The sequence below is a fragment of the Gracilibacillus ureilyticus genome, assembly GCF_900111195.1.
In the GTDB taxonomy this organism is placed as follows: Bacteria; Bacillota; Bacilli; order Bacillales; family Amphibacillaceae; genus Gracilibacillus; species Gracilibacillus ureilyticus.
On record NZ_FOGL01000007.1, the window covers coordinates 53,170 to 78,263 of the forward strand.

Annotated in this window: 25 protein-coding genes and 1 riboswitch; of the genes, 14 read left to right on the top strand and 11 right to left on the bottom strand. The window is 36.0% G+C overall.

Annotation, left to right across the window (positions count from 1 at the left end):
* Entirely contained in the window at positions 1-762 is a 762-nt protein-coding gene (locus tag BMW36_RS08575) for a DUF817 domain-containing protein (protein WP_089740461.1), read from the top strand.
* Between the two features lie 233 nt (positions 763-995).
* A complete protein-coding gene (locus BMW36_RS08580) occupies positions 996-1,961 on the top strand; it encodes a LacI family DNA-binding transcriptional regulator (protein WP_089740462.1) in 966 nt (321 codons plus the stop codon).
* A 36-nt stretch (positions 1,962-1,997) separates the two neighbouring features.
* Here the strand turns inward: BMW36_RS08580 and BMW36_RS08585 are convergent, their stop codons facing one another.
* Positions 1,998-2,528, bottom strand: coding sequence for a YceI family protein (locus BMW36_RS08585; RefSeq protein WP_089740463.1), 531 nt, complete (start codon positions 2,526-2,528; stop codon positions 1,998-2,000).
* A 137-nt stretch (positions 2,529-2,665) separates the two neighbouring features.
* Between BMW36_RS08585 and BMW36_RS08590 the strand changes: the two genes are divergently transcribed.
* Entirely contained in the window at positions 2,666-2,989 is a 324-nt protein-coding gene (locus tag BMW36_RS08590; RefSeq protein ID WP_089740464.1) for a winged helix-turn-helix transcriptional regulator, read from the top strand.
* 219 nt (positions 2,990-3,208) lie between these two features.
* On the top strand, positions 3,209-3,883 hold the full coding sequence (locus tag BMW36_RS08595; RefSeq protein WP_089740465.1) for a uracil-DNA glycosylase: 675 nt from the start codon (positions 3,209-3,211) through the stop codon (positions 3,881-3,883).
* Between the two features lie 77 nt (positions 3,884-3,960).
* Here the strand turns inward: BMW36_RS08595 and BMW36_RS08600 are convergent, their stop codons facing one another.
* Positions 3,961-4,746 carry an ion transporter gene (locus BMW36_RS08600; protein WP_089740466.1) on the bottom strand — a complete coding sequence of 262 codons (786 nt, stop codon included), beginning with the start codon at positions 4,744-4,746 and terminating at the stop codon, positions 3,961-3,963.
* 95 nt (positions 4,747-4,841) lie between these two features.
* Between BMW36_RS08600 and BMW36_RS08605 the strand changes: the two genes are divergently transcribed.
* From BMW36_RS08605 to guaA, 6 genes are all read left to right on the top strand, one after another.
* Positions 4,842-5,288, top strand: a complete 447-nt coding sequence (locus tag BMW36_RS08605) for a hemerythrin domain-containing protein (protein WP_089740467.1) — start codon at positions 4,842-4,844, stop codon at positions 5,286-5,288.
* A 108-nt stretch (positions 5,289-5,396) separates the two neighbouring features.
* Positions 5,397-6,764 carry a TrkH family potassium uptake protein gene (locus tag BMW36_RS08610; protein WP_089740468.1) on the top strand — a complete coding sequence of 456 codons (1,368 nt, stop codon included), beginning with the start codon at positions 5,397-5,399 and terminating at the stop codon, positions 6,762-6,764.
* A gap of 254 nt (positions 6,765-7,018) precedes the next feature.
* Entirely contained in the window at positions 7,019-7,972 is a 954-nt protein-coding gene (locus tag BMW36_RS08615; RefSeq protein WP_089740469.1) for an AAA family ATPase, read from the top strand.
* Complete coding sequence (locus BMW36_RS08620; protein ID WP_089740470.1) at positions 7,969-9,240, top strand: DUF58 domain-containing protein; 1,272 nt, start codon at positions 7,969-7,971, stop codon at positions 9,238-9,240. The genes BMW36_RS08615 and BMW36_RS08620 overlap by 4 nt, the downstream gene beginning before the upstream one ends.
* Positions 9,237-11,447, top strand: coding sequence for a transglutaminase TgpA family protein (locus tag BMW36_RS08625; RefSeq protein WP_089740471.1), 2,211 nt, complete (start codon positions 9,237-9,239; stop codon positions 11,445-11,447). The genes BMW36_RS08620 and BMW36_RS08625 overlap by 4 nt, the downstream gene beginning before the upstream one ends.
* Positions 11,448-11,632: 185 nt before the next feature.
* A riboswitch (purine riboswitch) is annotated at positions 11,633-11,734 on the top strand.
* Positions 11,735-11,840: 106 nt separating this feature from the next.
* Positions 11,841-13,361 (top strand): glutamine-hydrolyzing GMP synthase, encoded by a 1,521-nt coding sequence (guaA, locus tag BMW36_RS08630; RefSeq protein ID WP_425431936.1) that lies wholly within the window; start codon positions 11,841-11,843, stop codon positions 13,359-13,361.
* A 56-nt stretch (positions 13,362-13,417) separates the two neighbouring features.
* Here the strand turns inward: guaA and BMW36_RS08635 are convergent, their stop codons facing one another.
* From BMW36_RS08635 to BMW36_RS08665, 7 genes are all read right to left on the bottom strand, one after another.
* Positions 13,418-14,629: a site-specific integrase gene (locus BMW36_RS08635; RefSeq protein ID WP_089740473.1), complete on the bottom strand. Its 1,212-nt coding sequence runs from the start codon at positions 14,627-14,629 to the stop codon at positions 13,418-13,420.
* Between the two features lie 38 nt (positions 14,630-14,667).
* Positions 14,668-14,853: a DUF3173 domain-containing protein gene (locus BMW36_RS08640; RefSeq protein WP_057987222.1), complete on the bottom strand. Its 186-nt coding sequence runs from the start codon at positions 14,851-14,853 to the stop codon at positions 14,668-14,670.
* 515 nt (positions 14,854-15,368) lie between these two features.
* The gene (locus BMW36_RS08645; RefSeq protein ID WP_089740474.1) at positions 15,369-15,623 is read right to left on the bottom strand and encodes a helix-turn-helix domain-containing protein; all 255 of its coding nucleotides are present in this window, start codon (positions 15,621-15,623) and stop codon (positions 15,369-15,371) included.
* Positions 15,607-16,044, bottom strand: a complete 438-nt coding sequence (locus tag BMW36_RS08650; protein ID WP_089740475.1) for an RNA polymerase sigma factor — start codon at positions 16,042-16,044, stop codon at positions 15,607-15,609. The genes BMW36_RS08645 and BMW36_RS08650 overlap by 17 nt, the downstream gene beginning before the upstream one ends.
* 435 nt (positions 16,045-16,479) lie before the next feature.
* Positions 16,480-17,382, bottom strand: a complete 903-nt coding sequence (locus BMW36_RS08655) for a protein-ADP-ribose hydrolase (RefSeq protein WP_089740476.1) — start codon at positions 17,380-17,382, stop codon at positions 16,480-16,482.
* Between the two features lie 13 nt (positions 17,383-17,395).
* Positions 17,396-18,241, bottom strand: coding sequence for an SIR2 family NAD-dependent protein deacylase (locus BMW36_RS08660; RefSeq protein ID WP_089740477.1), 846 nt, complete (start codon positions 18,239-18,241; stop codon positions 17,396-17,398).
* A 115-nt stretch (positions 18,242-18,356) separates the two neighbouring features.
* The gene (locus BMW36_RS08665) at positions 18,357-18,995 is read right to left on the bottom strand and encodes an NAD(P)-dependent oxidoreductase (RefSeq protein ID WP_089740478.1); all 639 of its coding nucleotides are present in this window, start codon (positions 18,993-18,995) and stop codon (positions 18,357-18,359) included.
* Between the two features lie 188 nt (positions 18,996-19,183).
* Here BMW36_RS08665 and BMW36_RS08670 point away from each other — a divergent pair, with 188 nt between their 5' ends.
* A complete protein-coding gene (locus BMW36_RS08670; RefSeq protein WP_089740479.1) occupies positions 19,184-19,618 on the top strand; it encodes an Rrf2 family transcriptional regulator in 435 nt (144 codons plus the stop codon).
* A 388-nt stretch (positions 19,619-20,006) separates the two neighbouring features.
* On the opposite strand, the gene BMW36_RS08675 is transcribed toward BMW36_RS08670, so the two are convergent.
* Positions 20,007-20,918, bottom strand: coding sequence for a conjugal transfer protein (locus tag BMW36_RS08675; RefSeq protein ID WP_089740480.1), 912 nt, complete (start codon positions 20,916-20,918; stop codon positions 20,007-20,009).
* Positions 20,919-21,046: 128 nt separating this feature from the next.
* Here BMW36_RS08675 and tnpA point away from each other — a divergent pair, with 128 nt between their 5' ends.
* From tnpA to tnpC, 3 genes are all read left to right on the top strand, one after another.
* A complete protein-coding gene (tnpA, locus tag BMW36_RS08680; protein WP_089740481.1) occupies positions 21,047-21,355 on the top strand; it encodes an IS66 family insertion sequence element accessory protein TnpA in 309 nt (102 codons plus the stop codon).
* A 3-nt stretch (positions 21,356-21,358) separates the two neighbouring features.
* A complete protein-coding gene (tnpB, locus tag BMW36_RS08685; protein WP_089740482.1) occupies positions 21,359-21,715 on the top strand; it encodes an IS66 family insertion sequence element accessory protein TnpB in 357 nt (118 codons plus the stop codon).
* Positions 21,716-21,780: 65 nt separating this feature from the next.
* Positions 21,781-23,355: an IS66 family transposase gene (gene tnpC, locus BMW36_RS08690; protein WP_089740483.1), complete on the top strand. Its 1,575-nt coding sequence runs from the start codon at positions 21,781-21,783 to the stop codon at positions 23,353-23,355.
* A gap of 37 nt (positions 23,356-23,392) precedes the next feature.
* Here the strand turns inward: tnpC and BMW36_RS08695 are convergent, their stop codons facing one another.
* Positions 23,393-25,027, bottom strand: a complete 1,635-nt coding sequence (locus BMW36_RS08695) for an ATP-dependent nuclease (RefSeq protein WP_245711634.1) — start codon at positions 25,025-25,027, stop codon at positions 23,393-23,395.
* Positions 25,028-25,094 lie beyond the last annotated feature (67 nt).

Here is a 25,094-nt window from a genome sequence, read left to right on the forward strand (position 1 = left end):
ATGAAACAGCTTTGGACATTCGGTATAGAACAAGCAAAATCCTGTTTGTTTGCTGTAGTGATCTTTTCAACATTGGCGATCACACAAATGATCGAGCTCTCTAATCGCTATGACTGGATTTTATTAATTTGTATCATTACACAAATAATTATGCTGGTAACTCATCTGGAAACATGGGATGAACTAAAGGTAATCTGTGTTTTTCATATAATTGGGTTGGCATTAGAGATTTACAAAGTACATATGGGATCATGGAGTTATCCGGAAGAAGCTTTTACGAAAGTTTTCGGAGTTCCACTATATAGCGGGTTTATGTATGCGAGTGTAGCAAGTTATTTATGCCAGGCTTGGCGTAGGCTGGATGTGAGACTGGTAAAATGGCCGCCAAACTGGACAGTAGCTATATTGAGCGCGGCAATTTACTTTAATTTTTTTACCCATCACTTTATTTGCGATTTTAGATGGTTCTTAAAAATTGCGACTGTTCTTTTATTCATCAGAACAGTTGTATTTTATAAAGTAAATGATAAAGTCTATCAAATGCCTGTTGTCCTATCGTTTGTATTAATTGGTTTCTTTATCTGGATTGCAGAAAATATCGCCACATTCTTTGGTGCATGGCAATATCCTAATCAGTCGGATACGTGGCAAATTGTCCATTTTAGTAAAATAAGTTCATGGCTCCTGCTAGTAATTGTAAGCTTTCTGATTGTGGCGATGTTAAAACATATAAAAGGAACGAATAAAGAATCGCACACATAATGGAACGATTCTTTCATTCGTAAACCTAACATTTATAAAATTCTAAGTAGTTCTCCGTTTTCGCAGGATGTTTTTCCAAAGAGGCAAGATTTGTGAAGAATAAAATACTGCCACACATCATTATCCAGACGAAAATACCTGTGATAGCGCCCATTAAAATCCCTCCTTACTCGGAGCATAATTGATGAAACGCGTTTCAGAGCAAGAGATTTTTTTGAATTTAGGTGAATTAAATGACAAATATAAAGGATATAGCCAGAATTGCCGGTGTTTCAGTATCAACAGTTTCTCGTGTAATTAATAACCACCCATATGTTAGTGAAGAAAAGAAAAGTGCTGTCTTAGAAGCGATGGAGAAGACTAATTATCAAATTAATATGAAAGCAGTGCATTTAAGCAAAGGTAAATCGCAATTAATTGGAGTGGTCGTCCCCTTCGCTAATCATCCGTATTTCGGTCTATTAGTGGAAGGGATTGCTAACAAAGCGGTCAGTTATCATTTTCATTTTGTTCTCATTCAAACAAACTATGAGGAAGAACGGGAAAGAGAAGCATTAGATATGTTGAAACATAAGCAAATTGATGGACTGATCATCTGTTCGAGAATATCAGAGATGAAGCAGATTAGAGAGTATACCAATTACGGAAGAATAGTTCTGTGTGAAAATGCAGCAAATTATGATTTTGTATCATCTGTCTATATCGATCATTTTCAGGCATTTTATGATGCGCTTACCTTTTTATATCAAAAGGAATATCGGAAAATTGGATATTGTATTGGACGGGAGTCAGGCTCCAATTCCTATAATCGAAAAAAGGCTTACAAACAGTTTCATGAAGAGATGGAGTTAGTATGCAATAAACAATATATTTTTTCAGAGAATTATTACTTGGAAGATGGAGAAAAAGTTGTCCGTGAAATAAGGCAGATGGGAAACCCGCCTGAAGCACTGCTTGTAACGAGTGATGCAGTGGCAGCAGGGATATTGATGGCGTGCGAAAAGAATGGAATCAAAGTACCAGGTGATATGGCGATAATTGGGTTTGGTAACCAACCTATCTCCAAATCTATGGAAATTACTACATTTGAAATTCCTCTTGTTAAGATGGGTGAAAGACTATTTGAACAAGTAATCGGTAAAAATCAAATCAAGCATGAAGAATTAAAGATTCAATTAATAGAAAGAAATACAGTATAAAAAAGCCAACGCAGCAATTGCGTTGGCTTAATTTATTTACTCTTCAATTGAAAATTCGAAAGAACCGTGGAGTTTAACTTCTTTACCGATTAAAACACCACCAGTTTCGAGTGGGGCATTCCATGTTAAACCATAGTCTTCACGGTTGATTTTTCCGTCCACATCAGCACCTGCGACAATGTTTCCGCTCATTGGGTCTTTTGCTTTACCATTATAGTCGACAGTGAATGTTTCTTCATTAGTTACACCTTTAATTGTTAAGTCACCAGTGACTTTATATTCAGAGTCACCTGCTTTAGTTACTGATTTACTTTGGAACGTAATATTCGGGTGATTCTCTACATCAAAGAAATCTCCTGATTTTAAGTGTCCGTTACGGTCTTCATTGTTTGTTTCAATGGAAGCTACGTTTACTGTTACTTTAATGCTGGCATTTTCTAAATTGTCAAAATCTCCGTTGAAATCAATATCGAAATCCTGGAATTCACCTTTTGCTTTAGAAACCATCATATGCTTTACTTGAAAATTTAATGCACTGTGCACTTTATCTAATTTAACGTTTGTCATAGTTTAAAATCCTCCTAAATAATATTAACTTACTTTATGTAACTAAGTATACAAATATTATTTAATTACGTCAAGTAAATTAGTTATTTTATTTCTGCATGAAATTCTGCTATAATATACCTAAAGAGGTGAATATGATGAAAGATAAGACAATATGCCCGCGATTTGAATCTGCTTTAGATATATTAAATAAACGGTGGACTGGTTTAATTATTTTTCAATTATTAGAAGGAGCACAGCGCTTCTCTAGCATAGAGTCATCAATAGGTATAAGTGGACGTGTTTTGTCAGAACGGTTAAAAGACCTCGAAAAATACGGAATAGTGGAACGTAAAGTGTATAATGAAACTCCTGTAAGAATAGAATATGGATTAACCGAAAAAGGGCGGGCACTGGAGCCAGTGCTTAACAGTATCCAGCATTGGGCAGAAGGCTGGATAGATAATGAAACGTTAATTTAGTAAAAAAATTCCCGAAAAAAAAATGTTTAAACACATGGCGAAGAGAAACTCTTCGCTTTTTTGTATTCTAATATATAATAGAGGTGATATTAACGAGTAGATCATATCTGAGAGGGAATAGAAAGAAACGTAACAGATTTGTCAGAAGCAGTTTTACCAACATCCTGAAATCCGCTGTATGCTTTTAAAATACAAATAGGTAAATGTGGAGGGGTAGTAATGGCAAAAAACGTTTTGCGAAATGATTGGGCAGATATACTTGGACAGGAATTTGAGAAAGAATACTATATAAGGTTAAGGGATTTTCTGAAAGAAGAATACAAGCAATTCACGGTATACCCGAGTATGGAAGATATATTCAATGCTTTGCATTATACGCCATATGAAAAGGTGAAAGTGGTGATTTTAGGGCAAGATCCATATCATGGACCGAATCAAGCTCATGGACTCAGTTTCTCAGTTAAACCCGAAGTAGCTATACCGCCATCGCTGAGAAATATATTCAAAGAGCTTGCTGACGATATGGGATATCCCATTCCTAAACATGGTTATCTCACTAAATGGGCGAAGCAAGGGGTGCTTCTGCTGAATAATGTTTTGACAGTGAGAGCGGGGGAAGCACATTCTCATAAAGGGATGGGCTGGGAACGATTCACAGACGAGGTAATTATGAGTTTAAATGACAGAGAGAAGCCAGTCGTTTATATTCTATGGGGCGCGGCAGCACAAAAGAAGCAGGCAATTATTGATACTTCCAAGCATTTTATAATAACATCCCCCCATCCAAGTCCTTTATCAGCACGCAGAGGTTTTTTCGGCAGTAAACCCTTTTCTAGAGCTAATGATTTGCTTAAGAGTGCAGAAGAAGAACCTGTTGACTGGCAAATTGAGTGAAGAAGTCGTTTTCAGCAGGCTTTTAAAATAGGAAATGTGAAAAAGCGCATCAATAAAAAAGGAATAGCAAAGTTATGCTAATTCCTTTTTTCCAGCAGTATTTGTTTCAACTCATTTATTTCATTTCGTAATTCTTTCATTTCACTTATTTCCTCTTTGATCTCTCCAGTTTCTTCCTCAATGTTCTCTGATAGCTTCTGTGCATTGTTAACAATTTCCCCGACTATTAAATTTATCATTATAAAAGTAGTAATTACAATAAATGAAACAAAATAAAGCCAGGAGGAAGGGGATTGTTCGAAAATGGGACGGAATATTCCGCTTGCCCATGATTCCAATGTGAAAACTTGAAACAGTGTAACAGAGCTTAAGAAAATATCCCCGAAATATTCAGGTGATATATCTCGGTAGAAGCTTGTCCCTAAAACAGCATACACATAGAATATTATGGCCATAATTAGCAAAACACTGCTTATTGTAGGTATTGCCATAAACAGCGCCGCAACAATGCGGCGTAATGTAGGGACTGTTGTTATTGTCCGGAATACACGCAGCACCCGGAAAATTCGGAGAACACTGACATACGGGGTACTATAAAGGATGACACTTCCCAGAACGATAACGAAATCGAAAATATTCCAGCTGTTCTTGAAAAACTTTCCTCTTAGAACAGTGATTTTCAATAATACCTCTAATGTGAAAATAACGAGTATTGCTATATCTGCAATGAAAAATAGGCTATAATAGTTAGAATAAATGGTCGGAATTGTTTCTAAGCCGATTAATATTGCATTAACAATAATGAGTCCGGTAATAAACCGGTTAAATCGTTTTTCCATCACAATTTTATGCAACTTATCCATTAAATAAATATTCTCCCTTACTTTTAACTGCTAATGATATTTTAAGATGAAAATAGCAGAAACACAAATTTTAATAAAAGGAGTTGTGAATTTCTATGAAGCGTCATGAAGCATTGCATCCGTTATCCCACCACCATCATCATACGCTAGTATTGGCACAGCAGATGAAAAATGCAGACGATAGCAGCAGTATTCAGCAAATGACAAGAGATGTTATTAAGTTTTGGCAGGAAGACGGTGAGAACCATTTCAGAGATGAAGAGGAAGTTCTTTTGCCATTATATGCTCAGTATGGTTCAGTGGAGAAAGACGAAATCCGTGAAATGCTTATACAGCATGTTCAAATCCGCAGTTATGTTCATCAAATCCGGTCAATGAGTAGAAAAGACAGGAAAATCTTTAATGAGCTTGGTGACTTGCTGCAGAAGCATGTTAGATTAGAAGAACGAGTTATTTTTCCGATGATTGAAGAAGCGGTGCCGGAAAATTACTTGTATCAGGCAAATGGCAGGTTCCACCGTGACTCATACAGCGGTTTTTAATCTCATCATATATTTTAATCATCATATTGTCTGATAAAGTGATGAATATTAACCGGAATTATGGTAAACTATCGTCTAGTTTCAATACATTGAGGGAGAATATTTACAATGGCACTTCTAGGTAAATGGAAAAGTATATTTAAAAATTGGTCTGCAATTCATCATATAGTGACATACTATTTATTAGCAGTCATTTTCTCAACAATTGTCGTCAGTTTACCAGTATTTCATAATGAGGGAATAGAGCTTTCACTTATTGAAGCGATGTTTACAGCAGTAACTTCAATAAGTGTTACAGGCTTAACGGTTGTATCAATCGCCGATACATTCAATCCTGCAGGTCAAATTGCGATTGCAGTCATTTTACATTTAGGCGGAATTGGTATTATGACAATGGGGACATTTATCTGGGTAATCCTTGGGAAAAAGATTGGGATTAGAAGCCGGAAACTGATTATGGTTGACCAGAATAGTAAGACATTGGCCGGGTTAGTCAAACTGATGCTGGAGATATTTAAGCTGATACTCGTTATTGAATTTATTGGTGCATTGATTCTGACTATCCATTTCCTAAATTACTATGATACTGCTCAAGAGGCATTGCTTCATGGAATCTTTGCTTCGATCAGTGCTACAACAAATGGAGGATTGGATATTACGGGTGCTTCCCTGATACCTTTCGCTGAAGATTATTTTGTTCAGTTTATTAATATAATATTAATCATTCTGGGAGCAATTGGCTTCCCGGTATTAGTAGAAGTACAAGAAGTGTTACAGGGGAAAAAATATGCATTTAATGATCGACATAAGTTTTCCTTGTTTACTAAAATAACGACAATCACTTTTTTCTGGTTAGTAATGATTGGATGGGTACTGATTTTTGCACTTGAGCGAAATGCTTTTTTTGCTGATAAGAATTGGCATGAAACTTTTTTCTATAGTCTGTTCCAGTCTGTTACCTCCAGAAGTGGCGGTTTATCCACAATGGATATTTCTGAATTTTCCCTGCCAACATTGTTCTTAATTAGCACTCTGATGTTCATAGGGGCTTCACCGAGCAGTGTGGGTGGAGGGATTCGAACAACAACCTTTGCCATTATGTTGTTAACTATATGGAATTATGCGAAAGGGAATTCCAGTGTGAAAGTATTTGGGCGTGAAATAGATCAGGAAGATATCCTGCGTTCTTTTATTGTCATATCCACTGCTTTAATGCTTTGTGTTTCATCTGTTATTATCCTATCTTATACCGAAAGTTTTTCACTTATCCAAATTGTTTTTGAAGTTTCCTCTGCTTTTGGAACAACAGGTTTATCAATGGGGATTACACCAGAATTATCAACATTTGGTAAGTGTCTGATTATGTGTCTGATGTTTATCGGAAGAATCGGGATATTTTCTTTTCTGTTTTTGATCAGAGGAGATGCAAGTCAGGATAAATTCCATTATCCTACAGAACGAATTATTATTGGTTAACCTCTCAGTGAAGTCTGAGAGGTTTTTTTAGCGATGAAAAAGTTATCTGTTGCTAAGTTCCCGTAGAAGTCTTACTTTATCTCCTGCGAATTAGTTAAGATTATTTTCTGGATAATTCCACAAGCTTCCTTCTTCTAAAAAACGTATGGGAATGGTATGCTAGGGATAGAATAATTTATAGAAGATTAATAGTATATTTAAAAAATAACGCATCGAGATTCCTATACTAGCATAATAGAGATGGAGGCCGAGAAATGACAAAATACCATAAACAAGTAAGTGAAATACTTGATAATATTCAGAAAGTAATTATTGGTAAAGAAAGAGAAGCAACCCTTAGTTTAGTTGCACTATTAGCAGATGGGCATGTTTTATTAGAAGATGTCCCTGGCGTCGGAAAAACAATGCTTGTACGTGCATTGGCTAAATCCCTTAATTGTGATTTCAAACGAATCCAATTCACTCCTGACCTGCTTCCATCTGATGTGACTGGTGTTTCCATTTATAATCCGAAAGAAATGGTATTTGAATTTAGAGAAGGGCCTATTTTTGGCGATATTGTCCTCGCTGATGAAATAAACCGGACTTCACCGAAAACGCAATCCGCCTTACTGGAAGCGATGGAGGAGATGAATGTAACGGTTGACGGGATAACGAAATCACTAAATAAACCTTTTTTCGTCATGGCAACACAGAATCCGGTTGATTATGAGGGAACGTATCCATTACCGGAGGCGCAGCTTGACAGATTTATTATGAAGTTAAGTATGGGGTATCCGGATGAAGCGGATGAACTGGAGATGCTGAATCGAACGGATAGAAGACATCCAATTGATGAAATATACCCTGTTATTGATAAGACTCAGCTAATTGAAATGCAAAGTATGATTGAAGATTTGTATATAGATCAGTCAGTCAAGCAGTTAATCGTTCAGATTGCCTCTGCAACTAGAAAAAATGACTATGTACAGTTAGGTGTCAGTCCGCGTGGTTCCATTGCATTAATGCGCGCAGCAAAAGCATATGCCTTTATCCATAATCGTGATTACGTCATACCGGATGATGTACTGTTTTTAGCTCCATTTGTATTGACACACCGCATTATTCTAAGACCGGAAGCAAGGTATGAAGGGATGACCCAGGAAAAACTGCTTGCCAACATTGTAAACTCTGTAGATATTCCTGTTAGAAAGGAACTTCATGGATGAAAAAAACAGCACAACGTCTGGTCAGAGTAGTACAATTGTGTCTGTTTATTGGGATACTGTTTGCATTTGCTATGTTTCAGGGGGGATTTCTTAGCTGGTTTTTATTTTACAGCTTTACTCCCATTCTCCTCTATATGCTTATCATTCCTTTCTATCCATTTAAGCTTTGGGATGTGCAAAGGGACTCTTCTGCAAACTATGTACATGCAGGAAGTTCAGTAGAATTAGAGATTACGATCAAACGTAAAACGCGTTTTCCTCTTTTTTATGTCATGGTAGAAGAATTTTGTCCGGAAACTCTTCGATTCAAAGATATTGGGGATAAAAAATATCAGTATATTGCGGATCAATCCTATTACTATGAAAATCGCCAGTTTAGAAAGATACTTTTCCCCTATTTCAGAAAACAATTTACTGTATCTTTTCAGCTGGATCACTTACCACGCGGCAGGCACGAATTTTCAACGATTAAAATAAGTACAGGGGATCCGTTCGGGATTGTATCGAATGAATATCATATAAATACCGGATCTCAAATGGTCGTTTATCCGGCTGTTCGTGAAATCAAATGGCAGTTAAGAGCGAATAGCTTAGAAGAGGGCAGCAACCCTGCTAATATGTATGATGACAGGTTAACGAATGTGGTATCAGGAGTTCGAGAGTATATACCAGGTGACCGTTTTTCCTGGATTGACTGGAAAACAACAGCTAGAAAGAATATGGTTATGACAAAAGAATTTGAACAGGAAAAGGATGCTCATTTGGCAATACTTTTACTGGTAAATAATACAAAAAGTGATTTACCGATGTCATTGGAGGCTGCAATCGAACTTAGTTTATCCATTATGAGTATGATGAGGAAAAAAGGACAGCATCTTAGTCTTCATATTCTGTCAGATCAGGAGAAGCATTTTACCTCTCAACAGATTCAATCACAATTTCCGAATATACAAAATTATTTAGCTGCATTGAGACCGGATGATCAGTCCCATGACACAATGAGACTCCAACGCACAGTCCAATATTTACCCAAAGGAACTCTGGTGTTAACTATAATCACCAATTTAGATCAGGAATTGGTTGACAGTTTAATAGCAAAGAAAAAGCTGGATTACCAGTTAGCTGTTTGTTATATAACTTCAGAAAAACAAATGACATTAGAGAATCAGCGAATGATCCAGCAGTTAAGGTTAAGTAATATTACTGTTCAGACAATGACAGAAAAAGACTTAGTTAAAGAAAAGTGGGAGGTGAGTGCAACAAGATGAACCGAACAAAATACAATTTTTCCTTCTCTTCTTTATTAGTACTTGTGGCAGGGTTTTTTTTATTTTGGGAATGGTTACGGCCGCTTGAACAAATAACTGATACTGGCAGTATGTATGTGTTTATAGTTTATACAGCGTTTTGCTTTGCTGTCTCCTTTTTTGTGAAAAATGGGTGGTTAAAGTTCTTTTTAAAAGCGGCTGGCTTAATTTTTGTGATCGATTACTTGTTTCTGCCGAAATTTTTCCTCAGCAGTGAATCGATTGCTCAGTTGTTTGAGGAATTACAGTTGAATTTCCAGGTGATTCAACATGCGGCATGGAATGAGATGACACCAATTTTTCGGAGTTTGTTATTTCTGACGCTTTTATGGTTAATGAGTTATTTATTGCATTACTGGTTTTTAATCGCAAATAAATTCTTTCTCTTTGTTGTGCTTACAATCTTTTATCTGGCGATTCTCGATACTTTTACTGTCTATGTTGCAACATTTGCTATTGTACGTACAGTACTAATTGCGTTTATTGCCTTGGGTCTTAGTCGTTATTTACAGTTGCAGGACTTAAGTTTACCCGTTGACAGGAATGGACGAAGTTTCTTTAGGTGGATGACCCCGGTGACGGTCATTGTTTTAGTTGCTGTCGGACTTGGTTTACTGGCACCTAAACTGAGTCCGCAGTGGCCGGATCCTGTTCCGTTTATTCAGAGTACTGCAGGGCATGTGGGATTTGGAGAAGGGAGTTCTGTACAGAAGGTAGGGTATGGTGAGAATGACTCTACTTTAGGTGGTTCCTTTATTCAGGATGATACCCCGGTATTTGAAGCGTATGCTAAGGAAAGGTTGTACTGGCGTATAGAATCAAAAGATGTTTATACAGGTAAAGGGTGGGAGAGATCGACACAACTGGAGTATGTTCCACTGAGGACAAGCAGCTTCCGGTTCCAGACTTTCTCAATTAATGAAGTGGAAACAACTCCATCAGAAGCTACTCTTCGTTATTCGCCTGAAAGCAATTTATCCAAAGTTCCCTTTCCTTACGGTTCCAGTTTTATAATGGCTCCGAATGGCGCGAACCTGTTTCAGGACAGGATAACGGGCATGATGGAAGTGGAGACAGGAGAAGGGAATTTAATTAACCAATCTTTTACAATACTTTATGAAGATCCGTCTTTTAATATAGATCGGTTGAATCAGGTGAGTGAAAATGATTCTCCAGAAATAAGGAATCAATATCTCCAGCTTCCTGACACACTCCCTCAGAGAGTCAGGGATTTAGCCGCAGAAATAGTGAAAGAAGAACAAACGAGGTATGGAAAAGCAAAAGCGATTGAAAATTACTTTAGTGCAAATGGGTACACGTATCAGACGGAAGATGTATCAACCCCGGAACAGGGGGAGGATTATGTGGATCAGTTCTTATTCGAAACAATGGTTGGGTACTGTGATAACTTCTCAACCTCCATGGTTGTTATGCTTCGGTCGCTGGATATTCCGGCACGCTGGGTAAAAGGGTTTACTGGCGGCGAACTTAAGCCTGATCAACCGAGCTTGCCAAATGGATTTCATTTGTACGAAATTACAAATAACAATGCCCACTCATGGGTAGAAGTATATTTTCCTGGAATTGGCTGGGTTCCGTTTGAACCGACAAGCGGTTTTACTAATCCGACAGAATTTTATCAGGAGACATCTGGTGAGGCTTTGACACCGGATGAGCCCCAGGAAAGTACAGAGCAACAGGAGGAATTAGAAGAACAAACACAGCCGGAGTTAGAAGAAAACACTGCAGAACAGGAAGAAAGCAGTGAAACGCTGGCTGGAAATGATACAGGCAATGGGAATGTTATCTGGGTGATGATTGTTTCGGCAGTTTTCCTATTCATAGGGGCAGTAATCGGTTTGATGAAGCGCCGGGAAATTAGGGATTGGTATGACAAAAGAAGATGGGCGAATATCTCCAGACAAATGGAATTGGATAAAGGATATCTGTATGTCTTAGACGCATTAGCGAAAAGGGGATATCAGCGCCAGAAAGGTCAGACTTTAAGACAGTATGCTCGTTCAATTGATGAGCAAATGGGTATAAATGAGATGATGGAACTTACATTAATCTATGAGCGTTATTTGTACCGAAAATCAGACCATGATATGGATAGAGATAATTTGCGTCATCTATTCCAGAAGATAATTGATCAAATATTTGCTTGACCAGAAAAACGTCGATTGATAGAATAAGATGAAATTATGTCTGGTCCATACAGAGATGAAATCGGACAGCTATAACTGAGTAGCTGTGCTTTTTCTATCAATGTGCGAAGCATTCTGATAATACCCAGTGCGAATGGAAAATCTTACTGGGTACAAGTCTCACTTTACCGGACTATGTTGAGTGGAGTTAATAATTAATTGACCTTCATATATGTTTGGGAATATGGCCCAGATGTCTCTACCTGAACACCTTAAATGTTCAGTCTATGAAGGTAGAGGTCTGCATGATTTCTGCCTTTCTGAAATGATTAAAAAGGAAAGGCAGTTTTTCTTTATCACAGGAGTTTTGTTAAAATCTCAAAGGAGTGGACAATCTTGGAAGTAAATAATGAAATGATTTTAGTACTCGATTTTGGAAGTCAATACAACCAGTTAATAACTCGCCGAATTCGTGAGTTTGGTGTATACAGTGAACTGCATTCTCATCGATTAACTGTGGAAGAAATTAAGGAAATGAATCCAAAAGGCATCATATTATCTGGAGGACCACATAGTGTGTATGGTGAAAACAGCTTTCGATGTGATGAGCGAATTTTTGATCTAGATATTCCGGTACTTGGAATTTGTTACGGAATGCAATTAATGACACACCACTTTGGCGGAGTAGTGGAACGGGCCAATGAACGTGAATATGGCAGAGCTCAAATAAATGTGAAAGAAGGAGCTGTGCTGTTTGAAGGGACACCTCAGGATCAAATTGTGTGGATGAGCCATAGTGATAAAATTTTGGAAGCACCTGAAGGTTTCCAGATAGAAGCAACAAGTTCATCTACACCCGTAGCTGCAATGAGCAATCCGGAGAAACAGTTTTATGGCGTACAATTCCACCCGGAGGTACGAAATTCAGAATATGGTAATGACTTACTTAAAACATTCGTTTTTCAGGTTAGCAAATGCTCTGGTGATTGGACGATGGCAAACTTTATAGATATGGAAATAGATAAAATCAGAGAACAAGTTGGTGACCGTAATGTTCTTTGTGCATTAAGCGGTGGTGTAGATTCATCTGTTGTAGCTGCATTAATTCATAAAGCAATCGGTGATCAGTTAACATGTATCTTCGTTGATCACGGTTTGCTTCGTAAGGATGAAGCAGATACTGTAATGGAAACATTCCGTGATGAATTTAAGATGAATATTATTAAAGTGGATGCACAAGAGCGATTTATGAGCAAATTAAAAGGTGTTTCAGATCCTGAACAAAAGCGTAAGATTATTGGGAATGAATTTATTTATGTGTTTGATGATGAAGCAGCAAAGCTTGAAAACATGGACTTCCTTGCACAAGGTACATTATATACAGACATCGTAGAAAGTGGTACAGAAACAGCACAGACAATAAAGTCACACCACAATGTTGGCGGGTTGCCTGAAGATATGGAATTCAAACTTATTGAGCCATTAAATACTTTATTTAAAGATGAGGTGCGAGCGCTTGGTACAGAGCTTGGCTTACCTGATGAAATTGTATGGCGACAACCATTTCCTGGCCCAGGTCTGGGTATTCGGGTACTTGGTGAGATAACACCGGAAAAAGTGGAAATCGTTCGTGAATCTGATGCAATCCTGCGTGAAGAGATCCAAAAAGCAGGTTTGGATCGTGACATCTGGCAATATTTCACTGTATTACCCGATATCCGGAGTGTAGGGGTGATGGGTGATGCGAGGACATATGATTACGCAATTGGAATCAGAGCAGTTACTTCCATTGACGGAATGACATCTGACTGGGCTAGAATCCCTTGGGATGTACTGGAGAAAATCTCTGTACGCATTGTTAATGAAGTGGATCATATTAACCGTGTCCTGTATGATGTAACAAGTAAGCCACCTGCAACAATAGAGTGGGAATAGTAGAAGGAGAGTTGAAACCCCTTTGTTTATAAGGGTTTCGGCTCTTTACTCTATTTTCATTGCATTGTTATTGCATTATTTGTTTTTAATCCTTTACGTAGGTAACGAGCAGTGAATTGATTCTTGGGTGAAGTATCTTCATTTTCTGTTGCTGTTTGGTAAGACATAATACCCTCTAATTTATGGGCTACTTCAAAATTACTGTTAGGATACAAATGTCCGTAAGTGCCTAGTGTCGTTTCAATATCTTCATGCCCTAAGCGGTCTTTAATGATTAATGGGTTTTCTCCCATACTGATGAGCAGGGAAGCATGAGAATGTCTTAAAGCATGTAATCTAATTCGATGAACGCTAGCTTTTTTGGAATAACGTGTAATAGCATGTGATAATGTATGCTTTTGTGTTGGAATGCCATTATAGCTCATCACAAAATTGGTTTGAACGACAGATTGTTGCACGTCCTTCCATTCGCCGAGTAAAGTTAATGTATCCCCATCTAATGCAATATGACGAACGCTAGCTTTTGTTTTCGGTTCTACAAAAGAATAGTTTTCTAAATTCTTATAGTAGAGTGTTTTATCAATAGATAACACACCAGCGTCAAAGTCAATGTCTTCCCATTGAATTGCCGTGGCTTCTCCAATCCGCATACCTGTCATAAATAAAAACCATAACGAAATAAATAAAAAATGTTGATAGTAATCTTCCTTATAAAAAAGAGAGATGACTTTTTCAAACTCTTCTTTGGTCCAAAAATCTATTTTTGTCTTTGTCTTTTTCACATTTCCAACAATTTTAGATGGATTACTTTCAGCTAAACCTAAAACAACCGCTCGATCCATCGCCATGGAAAATAAACCTTGAACATTTCTAATATAAGAAGAACGATACTTCTTTTTTGATAATGCTAATTGCCATTTTTGCACATGAATCGGGGTAATTTCAGTAGTGATTAAACTATTAAAAAAAGTGAAATGTTTTCTTACGGTCGGTAATCGATTTTCGTACGTTCTTTCTTTTACTTGTGTTTTATACCAAGGTAAGAAAATATCTTCAATAAACTGTTGGAACAGAATGTCATCTTGCTTTTCTTCTAATTCATCTGATTTTGTAAGCAGTAACCTCGAATATTCTTCCCTTGCTTCTTTTTTAGTTTTAAACCCACTACGGTACTTCTGAATTTGCTTGCCAGTGATTGGGTGATACCCTAAATTAGCACGAAAATAATATGTTCCGTTCTTTGCTTTTTTGACGATATCTTTAGTCATGATTTCACTCCTTACGCAATTAGTGCAAGAAGTACAAATCACACATCTAAAGTTATCCCTAATACTTCCTCAACAGCTTCTTTAGGAACACGATCTAACTTCTTTGATTGATAATACGTGTGTCCTTTTGATATCATTAGCTTTTTACATTCCTTAATGATATCAGCTGAAAAAGAAGGACCATAACCTAGTGCTACCAAGTCTTTTTTAGTCACTGTGACCATATGAACTCCTTTCCATAGACTAGGATATACTATTTGATATCTGTCTATTATTATATCGCGTTTATAAAATGATTTCTAATACGTTGCGTGAATTTGGCTCTTGCACTAAAAATAAAGATTTTATTGTCATAACTTGATGGTTAAAATTTTTAATCTTGTTAAAATAAAAATCAGACGGCTGTTGGTACAGCTCCACGGGAATTTCACCCCTGCAAGTATTTCTTCCAGCCCTACTCATAGCTTGCGACGCTTTCAACGCTCGAACCATGACGATAGAGGAATATCATTATTCATACTGATGGGTTATCGCCAGCAATCCACCACAATTGCATCAGATTCACAGATAATCGCTCGTTTCTATTGAAAGTCATGGCGTATGAATCAAGTAGCTCATCATCAGCAAAACGCATCTGATTTTTTATTTATACTGCAAGGCGTTATCTCCCTTGCTTTCTTTGTCAAAGAACAAGTTATATGATTAATGAAATGAAAGGGAAAACCTAACCATTATCCATTCAAATCTTGAAAGCTAAAATGGCTTGAATAAGCTTCGACCTTAAACGATCACATGTTTCTTCGTCGATACCCCAATAAGTGTTTCCTTGTTCGTCATAAAGTTTACGCATCGACAAACTTGTCATGTAGCTTCCATAATGCAGAATAACCACTTTCATTGCTTCTGGCTCACCCTTATTTGCAGCAAAAATAATTGGGTATGGTAATAAACCACGTTCGTTGTCTTTTGTGTTAGCATCAATTATCCCAGTCATCTGCGTGTTCCTCCAAAAATCGCTTTAACCATTTAAAAGAGCTTGTCCGTCTATACTGCACTGTACTACGAGGAATCTCTAGTAGTTCAGCAATTTCTACATCTGATTTATCAAAAAAATAGTATAGTAGGACTGTCTTACGCTTTTCTATTGGCAAAGTACGTAGCGCTTTAGTAAGTAATTTCGGAGTGATTTTCTTTCCAGCAACTTGAAAACATTCTCCATCTTCTCCCGTATATTGTTTATCTAGGGTGTAAAGTTGATTTGCTTCTTGTGGTGTGAGATCCGAAAATGTCATTTCCTTTGTTAGCCTTTGTTGCCTTTCGTTATAAATATTAATTGCTTCATTCTTCAATATACGTTTACAAAAGGCGTTAAAAGCACAGCGAACTTGCCACTCGGTACGATCTGGTTCTATCATGCATTTCCTCTCCCTTCGCAACTGCAAAGGTGGGTGATGATTTCCCCTTTCATAACCTTCAACAAGATTTTTTATAAAATGCCAAGATATATTATATATTTTCGGAAAATGAGCAAAATAAAAACAACTGAACTTAATCCAGTTGATTAAATAAGAAAATATAAAACATTTTGAAGACAACAAGTTATTCAGCAACACTATTAGTTTTTATCGACTTATAGTCATAAATTATGCATAACTGTAGTAATAATACTCACTGGATTATTCAAGAACTACCATTGCTGATTGACTGTGCTTCCTTAAATCATTATTTTGTTTATATACTATTCATTTATGATTCTATCAATAAAAACTTTTCTATCAGATGTCGGACTCAACGTATCTTATTGTCATTTATATAGTTCAAAAAAGCAATTAAGCTAAATTGTGTATCAGTCATACTTTATTAAAAACCTTTACATATTCCATCCAGTCTGAATCACTGAAAACATTAAATACTATTTTTTCAAATTTATTGGGATGGGTCAATAACCAGTGATTTACAGTAGATATTGCTATGTTGGCTGCTTCTTTTTTAGGAAAACCAAATACGCCAGTTGAAATAGCACAGAATGCAATACTCTTAATATTTCCCATTTTTTGAGCTAATTCCAAACACTTTATATAACAAGAAGCTAATTCACTTTTTTGTTTGTCAGTTAAAGGTGTTCCTTGTGGGACAATCGGTCCAACAGTGTGTAAAACATAGCGAGATGGTAAATTGTAAGCTCTCGTTATCTTAGCATGTCCAGTATTCTCTAATTCCTTTTGTATAGACATAATTGTTTCACAATCATTCCTTAATTGTGGTCCAGCGGCTGAATGAATTGCATTATCAATGCAAGCATGCAAGGGCTGAAAGCAACCTAACATTTGATTATTTGCTGCATTAACAATTGCGTCCGTGTTTAATTGCGTGATATCCCCTTGCCATAAATAAAAATTATCACTATTAGAATAGGAACAATTGGGAAACATGGTTGCTATTGATTCTAGTTTCTCTATCTTAACGATTCCTTTATTTTTTAATTCTATTTGTAATAATGTATCTATCTTCTTAATTAATTGATCAGTTAATGGTTTTGGTTCTCTAATATTTAATAATGATCTTAATAAATTGCGTTTTTCATTATAAGTGTCAGGAAGTCTTACTTCTGCTGGTGCATTAGGCTCTTGTAATAACATATTTATTAAATCGTCAACAATATGTTCAGTACTATTTTGTAATGTTTTATTAGGCAGAAACTTTTCATTTAACTGAATGGATGAAGAATAATCCTCTAATTGGATTTGCGACATTTATACAACCCCCTTATGTCATAATTGCAGAGACAATATCCTGTATATCTTGCATAAATACAATTGTTTTATCCTTATTTTCTTTTATACCAACTGGATGCGCTCTGTTAAATCGTATTAATGTTGCATGATTATTTTGGTACGTCATTTGTTCAAATGGATAACGAATGATTCCAGGCGTATTAAACCCAACCCCCATTTCGAGAAAAGCTATTTTCTTGCCCTCGGTATTCTGTAGAAACTGATTGTATAATTGATGTGACTGATACCATTCTTCGTTTTGTACAAAGTTCTCATTGATTCTTAAATGTGGATCCATATTTCCACCACAAATAGGGCATTTGGGGACTAGGTTTGAAGGTATTTTACAATCCTCTGTTTGATCAATCATTTCTCTTACCAATGTTTCATTATAATAAACGTTATCATGGCATCTCTTCGCGCACTGTAGGTAACCATAATTACCCTGAACCTCAAACACTTTCTCATTAGGAAAACCAGACTTTTCAAACTGACTATCGACATTGGTAGTAATGACAAAGTATTCTTTTTCCTTCACTAGTTGGAATAGATCCTTGTAAAGGTTAGTTGCACCAAGTTCAAACCTGTTTACATAAATGTGTTTAGCCCAGTACGCCCACCGTTCCTCCTGTGTGGGAAAAGGGTAAAAACCGGAGGAATACATGTCAGTCAATCCATATTTTTTTATAAAAGGACTAAAGTTCTCAGTAAATCTTTTCCCGCTGTATTCAACCCCTGCAGCAGAAGATAGTCCAGATCCACCGCCTATTATTATATATTCCGCATTCTTTATAGCCAACTTAGCTTCCTTTATATTTGTCTTTAAAGTTTTATTCATAAATTCATCACCTGTATTAGAAATATTGAGAATAAAAATATGATGACCAAATTACTAGATAGAAAAATGCCATTAGCATACGCACTAACGGCATTTTCAATTTTTTTACTACAGATTATTCTGCTTCACCAACAACTGTAAATCGTTCATTTATATGTTGTGGATTTTCAATTTCATCCAATACAGCAATAGCATAATCAGCATAGCTTATATAGCTTTCACCTTTTGAGTTAACTAGAAGGTTATCTTTTCCTGATTGATACGAGCCAGTTCTTTTTCCGTCAGCATCGAATACTGCGGAAGGACTAATAAATGTCCATGTAATGTTTGAGGTTTCTTGTAGTTCTTGTAAGTTTCTTCCTTGACCTTTAGCAGTTGGAATAAATACGTCTGGAAATTCAGGTGTATCTATTAATGGAATTGTTTTATCCTCATCAACATAGAGACTTCCAGCTCCACCTACAATAATTGCTCTTGTATCTGTTCCTTTTAATGCTTCAATTAAAGCATGTCCAGCGTCAACGTGAGGCTGTTCTTCACCTAAAGGAGCACCAAAGGCATTTACAACTACATCAAATTCTTTCACATCATTCGATGTTAAATCTAAAATGTTTTTTTCAACAACAGAAATATTTTTTTCTCCTAACTTTGAAGCATCTCTTACAATTGCAGTTACTTCATGTCCACGATTAACTGCCTCTTTTAAAATAAGACTTCCAGCTTTACCACTTGCTCCAATAATACCTACTTTCATTTTATCTCCTCCAAAATGTCATTTGTAACCATCAAGGTTACATGTAACTATCATAGTTACAATTGTAGTTTTTGTCAACACTTAAGATTTTTAAGTGAATAATCAAATTGGAACAAACATAATTGTAATCATACAGGTTACAAGTGTGTTATAATTATGTTGATAGAATTAATTGAAAAGGTGATAGAATGTCCATTAGTAGTAGGTTTTCGGTAGCTATTCATATATTAGCGCTTCTTGAGATAAATAAAGAAGGGGTTTGCACGTCGGAGTACTTAGCTGGGAGTATCAATACAAATCCAGTTGTTGTTAGAAAAATAGTAGGTATGTTAAAAAAGGCAAATTTGGTAGAAGTACGCCCAGGGATTGCAGGAACGGAACTTGTAAAAGAGTTATCTGAAGTTACACTATTTGACGTCTATAAAGCAGTGAATGTTGTAAATGAAAAAGAGCTGTTTTCTATTCATGATAATCCAAATCCTGAATGTCCTGTAGGTAGAAATATCCAAGATACAATTGAACCATTTTTTATAGCGGCGCAAGTAGCGATGGAAGAGGTATTAAAAAGTCATACTTTAAAAAATATTGTGCAAGACATCGTAACTAAAGAAGAGATGTATTGAAAATGCAGATATATAGTTAAAGATATGCTTCTTTAGTTTGGATATAATTACATGTTATATCAGCCTTATTTTTTCACTAGGTTATTGCTTTGATTCTGCTATTTTTGGTTTAATAATCCATTAACAAGCTTTAACAGATTTTATATAATTTGATAAGTGATTATTTTTGTATTATATGTCTTTTATTCCCGTTTACATGGCAAAATGAATTTACCCTAGAACTGAATCAAATTGATAAATATTATTAAAAAGGACATCCTATACTATACTGGATGTCCTAATTTATAAGAGATATTCGAATTATAGTGTAGCGATAATTAAAGTTTACTAAGCCACCAATAGTTCATCATCGTTGAACCAATGGCGAGTTTGAAATGTGCAAATTGTTTTATTCTATAATAATCCAATTTGTATCTTTTTCAACAGTTAGTACGTATTGAGAAATTGATATTTTTTTAGTCACTTCATCTAGGTACTTGACGGCCACCCAGACTTGCATTTGGTTCTCTGACTGTTGGAATATAGGGTTAATCAATTCTGAAAATGTATAGTCTTTATTAATTGAAGGTAAGGCATTGTTTTTTACATAATAAGTAAGTTCTTTATCAGTAGCGGTTGGATAAAATGCAAAGAATGTCTCCAAAAACTCTGTTATCTCCTGTACAGTATTAGAATCGACTGTGCCATTACTCTCAGGTTGTTGTGGCTCATAATCTGATTTATTTGGTGCACCCCATAAAGTAGGATTTTGTGTAATTACTAAATTTCCTACATTATCTTGATGGAGCAAAATTCGATAGGTGGAATGAATCGTTTCACTATTTTTTTCTTCAGTAATTTTTTGTTCTACTGAATAAACAACCGCATAGGTATCATCATCTTCTTGTAATACCGACCAAATATCAATATCACTCACACTAGAACTAGTGGGAATATCTGCTCTTACTGTATCAGTATTTAAAGCTTGCAATTCCTCTGTTAGATAATGGCTTAGTTTTTCCTCACGTTGTTCAATAGACTCTTTATTATTTTGCCACGTATAGTAATCTTTCACAAAGTTTTTCGTGAAGCTTTCAATTGCACTAGTATCAACAAGTTTTGTTTCAATGACTTCTTTTTCATGAACTGTGTGCTGATCAATTGCCGTAAAGTTCTTATATATCCCAAAGACAAGGCTACTAATTAATACAATCCATAAACCAATAACTGATTTCTTACTTATGCCAACACTTTTTACTTTTGGTTTAGTAAATTTTGTTTTAATTATTTGTTTTTCTTTTTTTCTAAAGATGTTTTTCATTTATTCCAACCCTTTCTATTGTTTAATACGCCCAGCTCCAATTGTAAGCGTCAAATAATGTACACCTTCTATCATCATTCAAAGCGTGAAATAATGTCATTATAATAAATCTTGTAGGAGGTTATGCTATGACATTATCAGATAAACAAATAGAATGGGAAGCTCGTATGAAGGAATGGAAAGAGAGTGGGCTTAGTGCAGCCCAATGGTGCAGAGAACACGATGTTAATCTTCATCAAATGTATTACTGGAAGCGAAGGTTCCAACAAGAAAGCATGGACACAAAAGAAACGAATTGGCTTCCTGTACAGGTTACAGAAAGTTCACCAACCATAAAAAGCAGTCCTATTTTTATTCATGTACATGATTACGCAGTAGAAGTTCCTATTGGTGCTGATCCCACTCAAGTAGCTGAAATCCTTCGTGTAATTTCATAAATTATGCTACATAATAGAAGTTACGATCAGGTTTACTTAGCAAAAGGAAATACTGACCTGCGGAAATCAATAGATGGACTAGCTGTCATTGTTCAAGAAAGTTTTGATCTCGATCCATTCTCACCATGTTTATTTGTATTCTGTAATCGTAAACGTGATAAATTGAAGATATTAGAATGGGAATTTAACGGTTTTTGGCTTCATTACCGACGATTAGAACGTGGAAAGTTTCATTGGCCTTCTGGTGAGAAAGCCGAGGCCATGTCCATTAGTCACCGCCAACTTCGTTGGCTACTAGATGGTTTACCTATTCATCAACAACATGCACATCACGAAGTAAAAGCACGAACTATTTTATAAGATAATCGTAAATAAATAGAAGAATCCGACTAGTCAATTCGGGTTCTTTTTCGTATACTTATCATATGAAGAATTCATCCACTAACCCAGAATCAATTGAATACTTTAAAGAGCGTGCCGAAAAGCTTGAAATGGAAAAGGAAGAGTTAGAGGCTAAATTAAAATGGTATGAGGAGCAATTTCGCTTAAGCCAACAACGTAGATTTGGTGCTTCTAGTGAGAAGTCCAATTCTGACCAACTATCCCTTTTCAATGAAGCAGAAGATACAGCTAATCAAGCAGCAGAGGAACCTACGGTTGAAACTATTACGTATCAACGAAAAAAGCAAAAAGGTCAACGTGACGCAAAGCTAGAAGACTTGCCTACAGAAACGATAGAGTATCGTTTATCCGAAGAAGAGCAGGTTTGTTCGTGTTGCGGTGGAAAGCTACACGAAATGAGTCAACAAGTAAGAAAAGAATTAAAAGTGATTCCAGCTCAAGTAAAAGTAGTGGAGCACGTTAAACACATTTATAGTTGCCGCCATTGTGAAAAGCATGAGATAGAGACACCGATCGTATCAGCGACAATGCCACAATCGGTATTCCCTGGAAGCTTAGCTTCGCCATCAGCGATGGCCTATATTATGTCGCAAAAGTATGTGGAAGGATTGCCACTCTATCGACAAGAGAAAAATCTTGAGCGATTCGGCATTTCTATTCCGCGTCAGACACTAAGTAATTGGATTTTACATGGTGCTCATACATGGCTAGAACTCATCTACAATGAAATGCATGACCACCTTTTACAGCTTGATATCGCTCATGCAGATGAGACTACCTTGCAAGTTTTATCTGAACCAGGAAGACCAGCAAAATCCAATTCATACATGTGGTTATACCGATCTGGTCATACCGATAATCCCATTGTTTTAAATGATTATCAACAAACCAAAGCCGCCAAACATCCACGACGTTTTCTGGATGGGTTTCAAGGATTACTACATGTTGATGGGTATCCAGGTTATAATGGATTACCCAATGTCACATTGATTGGATGCTGGTCGCATGCACGTCGAATTTTTCGGGAAGCTTTAACAGCATTACCTGAAACAGCGACTACCACTCAGACGAAAGCACAAGAAGGATTAGCCTTCTGTAATAAACTTTTTGATATTGAACGGGAACTAAAGGACGAAAGTCCAGACGAACGGTATGAAAAACGTTTAGAACGCAGTCAGCCAGTGCTGGATGCTTTTTCCGCATGGCTTCGTGAACAAACGCCACGTGTGTTGCCAAAAAGTGCGCTAGGAAAAGCGATCAAATATTGTCGTAACCAATGGGAACAGTTAGAAGCCTTTCTGACAGACGGGCGTTCGGAGATAGATAATAATCGTGCGGAGAGATCTATCAAGCCATTCGTGATGGGCCGCAAGGCCTGGCTTTTCAGCAATACAATGAAAGGTGCAAAAGCTAGTGCCATTACATATAGTATTGTGGAGACAGCAAAGGAAAATGGATTAAATCCATTTCATTATCTATGTTATCTTTTTGAGAAGCTTCCCAACATGGATACGACAGATAAAGTAAAGTTAAATCAACTTCTGCCATGGTCACCAACAATTCCTGAAGAATGTCGTGTACCAAATAAATCTAAATAAAGCATAACATTAGTCCACATCTAGAAATAGGTGTGGACTATTTTACGCTTACCATTGAGGTATTATTTGAGTAGTCAAATTCATCTAAATTTGTATTGTATTCAAATGGATAACATGCTTTAAAGCTATTTTTCTTCTTATTACCATTTTCATTTTTCTTTCTTCGCATTGGGTCTAAATCAGTAATACAAGAAATTTTACGATCAATAGTCCCTTTATTATTGCTATCAAATAAATGTAAGAAATGTTCGAAATATCTCCCGCCTACATTTATTACCGCGACATGATGCTTTTCTAAAGGTTTATTTAAGTAGTCCGCAAATACATATAATAATAATTGTTCAGCTATTCCTTCAACAAATATTATTTTTTCTGCAAACAACATGTTTGATTTAGTAGCATCTAAGAAACGTTGCACGTATTTCTTACTTTTAATCTTATTTTCACCAAAAACTTTTCCTGGATAACTAACATTTCTTTTATTATTATTTGTATATAGGCAAATAATATCATCAAGATCTGTTGCTGATGAGATATGTGTCGAATGAGAGGTTATGAATATCTGTTTTACCTTTCTATTATTAATGTTATTTTTTAAGAATTTAATGAATTCATTTTGCATAGTAGGATGTAAATGTGCTTCTGGTTCTTCAATAGCTAATATAGGAAACACTTTCGCATTACTACCTAAGAATTTTCCATCAGAATCCACCTGCATTTTGGCCAGTAATAAAGCCATAAAAATTAAATTGTTATAACCTAACCCATTATGAGTTATTGGTATTGTCAATCCCGTTTCTTGCTTAACTATTAATTGCAACACAGAATAAATTTCACTTTCAGTAATATTGCCTTCAAAATCTGGTGTTGATTTATCGTAAGACGCACCAATCCCATCTGTATAAGATAGAATTTCTTTATTTCCACTATCTAATCTTTCTTGAATTGTTTTGATCAGCTCATGTGAGTTGGTAGAAAAAATATCTTTTCTTTCTTGTAGTTTCCTTTTCTGTTCTTCTTCTGTAATACTTTTGTCAGACTTTATATCGTAATCTATAAAAAAGTCTATTACATTTTTTAATAAAGTGTTTTTTCCACTAAACATATCCCGTTCTACATCTCGTATTGCATCTAAAAACTGAAAGTCAAATTTATTTATACTATCATTGTCTACAGGGGATTGATTTTCTGGATTACCTACCCAAGTTTTATTAATGTATAACCTAATAAATTGACTTCTAATTATATTCCATATTTCTTCCGTAGAGCGTGCCTTGCTTACTATATTAATATAGTTCTTTTCTTCGGAAATTGGTAAGAAGAATTCATATTGTATCTTAGCTTCATAAGGCTCTTTTAGTCTGGTTAACCAGTTGCTTACTGTGACTAATTCATCTGTCATCAAATTTTCATTTTCTGACTGCGTTATACGAACTGAAATTACTATCTTTGGAGATTCCCTTTTTAAAGATTCTATTGTTAAGGAGTTGTTAAAATCTTCTACGGATAGTTGTTTTCTGACTGAGCTATCAAATATTATAGCCAAAGCGCGCAATAAATTTGATTTACCAGAATTATTGTGACCGATTAATACATTGATACCCTCATGAAATTCGACATTAATATTATCGAAACTCCTAAAGTTTTTAATTTCGATTCCAGAAATATACATTTTATTCCTCCATTTACTAAAAGTTAATTACTAATTATTCCCTTCTTTCGATCTATTATCGTATAGT

Bases quoted from the DNA above. Each gene is read 5' to 3' on its own strand.
- BMW36_RS08575 (WP_089740461.1), top strand. From the start codon at position 1: ATGAAACAGCTTTGGACATTCGGTATAGAACAAGCAAAATCCTGTTTG.
- BMW36_RS08580 (WP_089740462.1), top strand. From the start codon at position 996: ATGACAAATATAAAGGATATAGCCAGAATTGCCGGTGTTTCAGTATCA.
- BMW36_RS08585 (WP_089740463.1), bottom strand. From the start codon at position 2,528: ATGACAAACGTTAAATTAGATAAAGTGCACAGTGCATTAAATTTTCAA.
- BMW36_RS08590 (WP_089740464.1), top strand. From the start codon at position 2,666: ATGAAAGATAAGACAATATGCCCGCGATTTGAATCTGCTTTAGATATA.
- BMW36_RS08595 (WP_089740465.1), top strand. From the start codon at position 3,209: ATGGCAAAAAACGTTTTGCGAAATGATTGGGCAGATATACTTGGACAG.
- BMW36_RS08600 (WP_089740466.1), bottom strand. From the start codon at position 4,746: ATGGATAAGTTGCATAAAATTGTGATGGAAAAACGATTTAACCGGTTT.
- BMW36_RS08605 (WP_089740467.1), top strand. From the start codon at position 4,842: ATGAAGCGTCATGAAGCATTGCATCCGTTATCCCACCACCATCATCAT.
- BMW36_RS08610 (WP_089740468.1), top strand. From the start codon at position 5,397: ATGGCACTTCTAGGTAAATGGAAAAGTATATTTAAAAATTGGTCTGCA.
- BMW36_RS08615 (WP_089740469.1), top strand. From the start codon at position 7,019: ATGACAAAATACCATAAACAAGTAAGTGAAATACTTGATAATATTCAG.
- BMW36_RS08620 (WP_089740470.1), top strand. From the start codon at position 7,969: ATGAAAAAAACAGCACAACGTCTGGTCAGAGTAGTACAATTGTGTCTG.
- BMW36_RS08625 (WP_089740471.1), top strand. From the start codon at position 9,237: ATGAACCGAACAAAATACAATTTTTCCTTCTCTTCTTTATTAGTACTT.
- guaA (WP_425431936.1), top strand. From the start codon at position 11,841: ATGATTTTAGTACTCGATTTTGGAAGTCAATACAACCAGTTAATAACT.
- BMW36_RS08635 (WP_089740473.1), bottom strand. From the start codon at position 14,629: ATGACTAAAGATATCGTCAAAAAAGCAAAGAACGGAACATATTATTTT.
- BMW36_RS08640 (WP_057987222.1), bottom strand. From the start codon at position 14,853: ATGGTCACAGTGACTAAAAAAGACTTGGTAGCACTAGGTTATGGTCCT.
- BMW36_RS08645 (WP_089740474.1), bottom strand. From the start codon at position 15,623: ATGACTGGGATAATTGATGCTAACACAAAAGACAACGAACGTGGTTTA.
- BMW36_RS08650 (WP_089740475.1), bottom strand. From the start codon at position 16,044: ATGATAGAACCAGATCGTACCGAGTGGCAAGTTCGCTGTGCTTTTAAC.
- BMW36_RS08655 (WP_089740476.1), bottom strand. From the start codon at position 17,382: ATGTCGCAAATCCAATTAGAGGATTATTCTTCATCCATTCAGTTAAAT.
- BMW36_RS08660 (WP_089740477.1), bottom strand. From the start codon at position 18,241: ATGAATAAAACTTTAAAGACAAATATAAAGGAAGCTAAGTTGGCTATA.
- BMW36_RS08665 (WP_089740478.1), bottom strand. From the start codon at position 18,995: ATGAAAGTAGGTATTATTGGAGCAAGTGGTAAAGCTGGAAGTCTTATT.
- BMW36_RS08670 (WP_089740479.1), top strand. From the start codon at position 19,184: ATGTCCATTAGTAGTAGGTTTTCGGTAGCTATTCATATATTAGCGCTT.
- BMW36_RS08675 (WP_089740480.1), bottom strand. From the start codon at position 20,918: ATGAAAAACATCTTTAGAAAAAAAGAAAAACAAATAATTAAAACAAAA.
- tnpA (WP_089740481.1), top strand. From the start codon at position 21,047: ATGACATTATCAGATAAACAAATAGAATGGGAAGCTCGTATGAAGGAA.
- tnpB (WP_089740482.1), top strand. From the start codon at position 21,359: ATGCTACATAATAGAAGTTACGATCAGGTTTACTTAGCAAAAGGAAAT.
- tnpC (WP_089740483.1), top strand. From the start codon at position 21,781: ATGAAGAATTCATCCACTAACCCAGAATCAATTGAATACTTTAAAGAG.
- BMW36_RS08695 (WP_245711634.1), bottom strand. From the start codon at position 25,027: ATGTATATTTCTGGAATCGAAATTAAAAACTTTAGGAGTTTCGATAAT.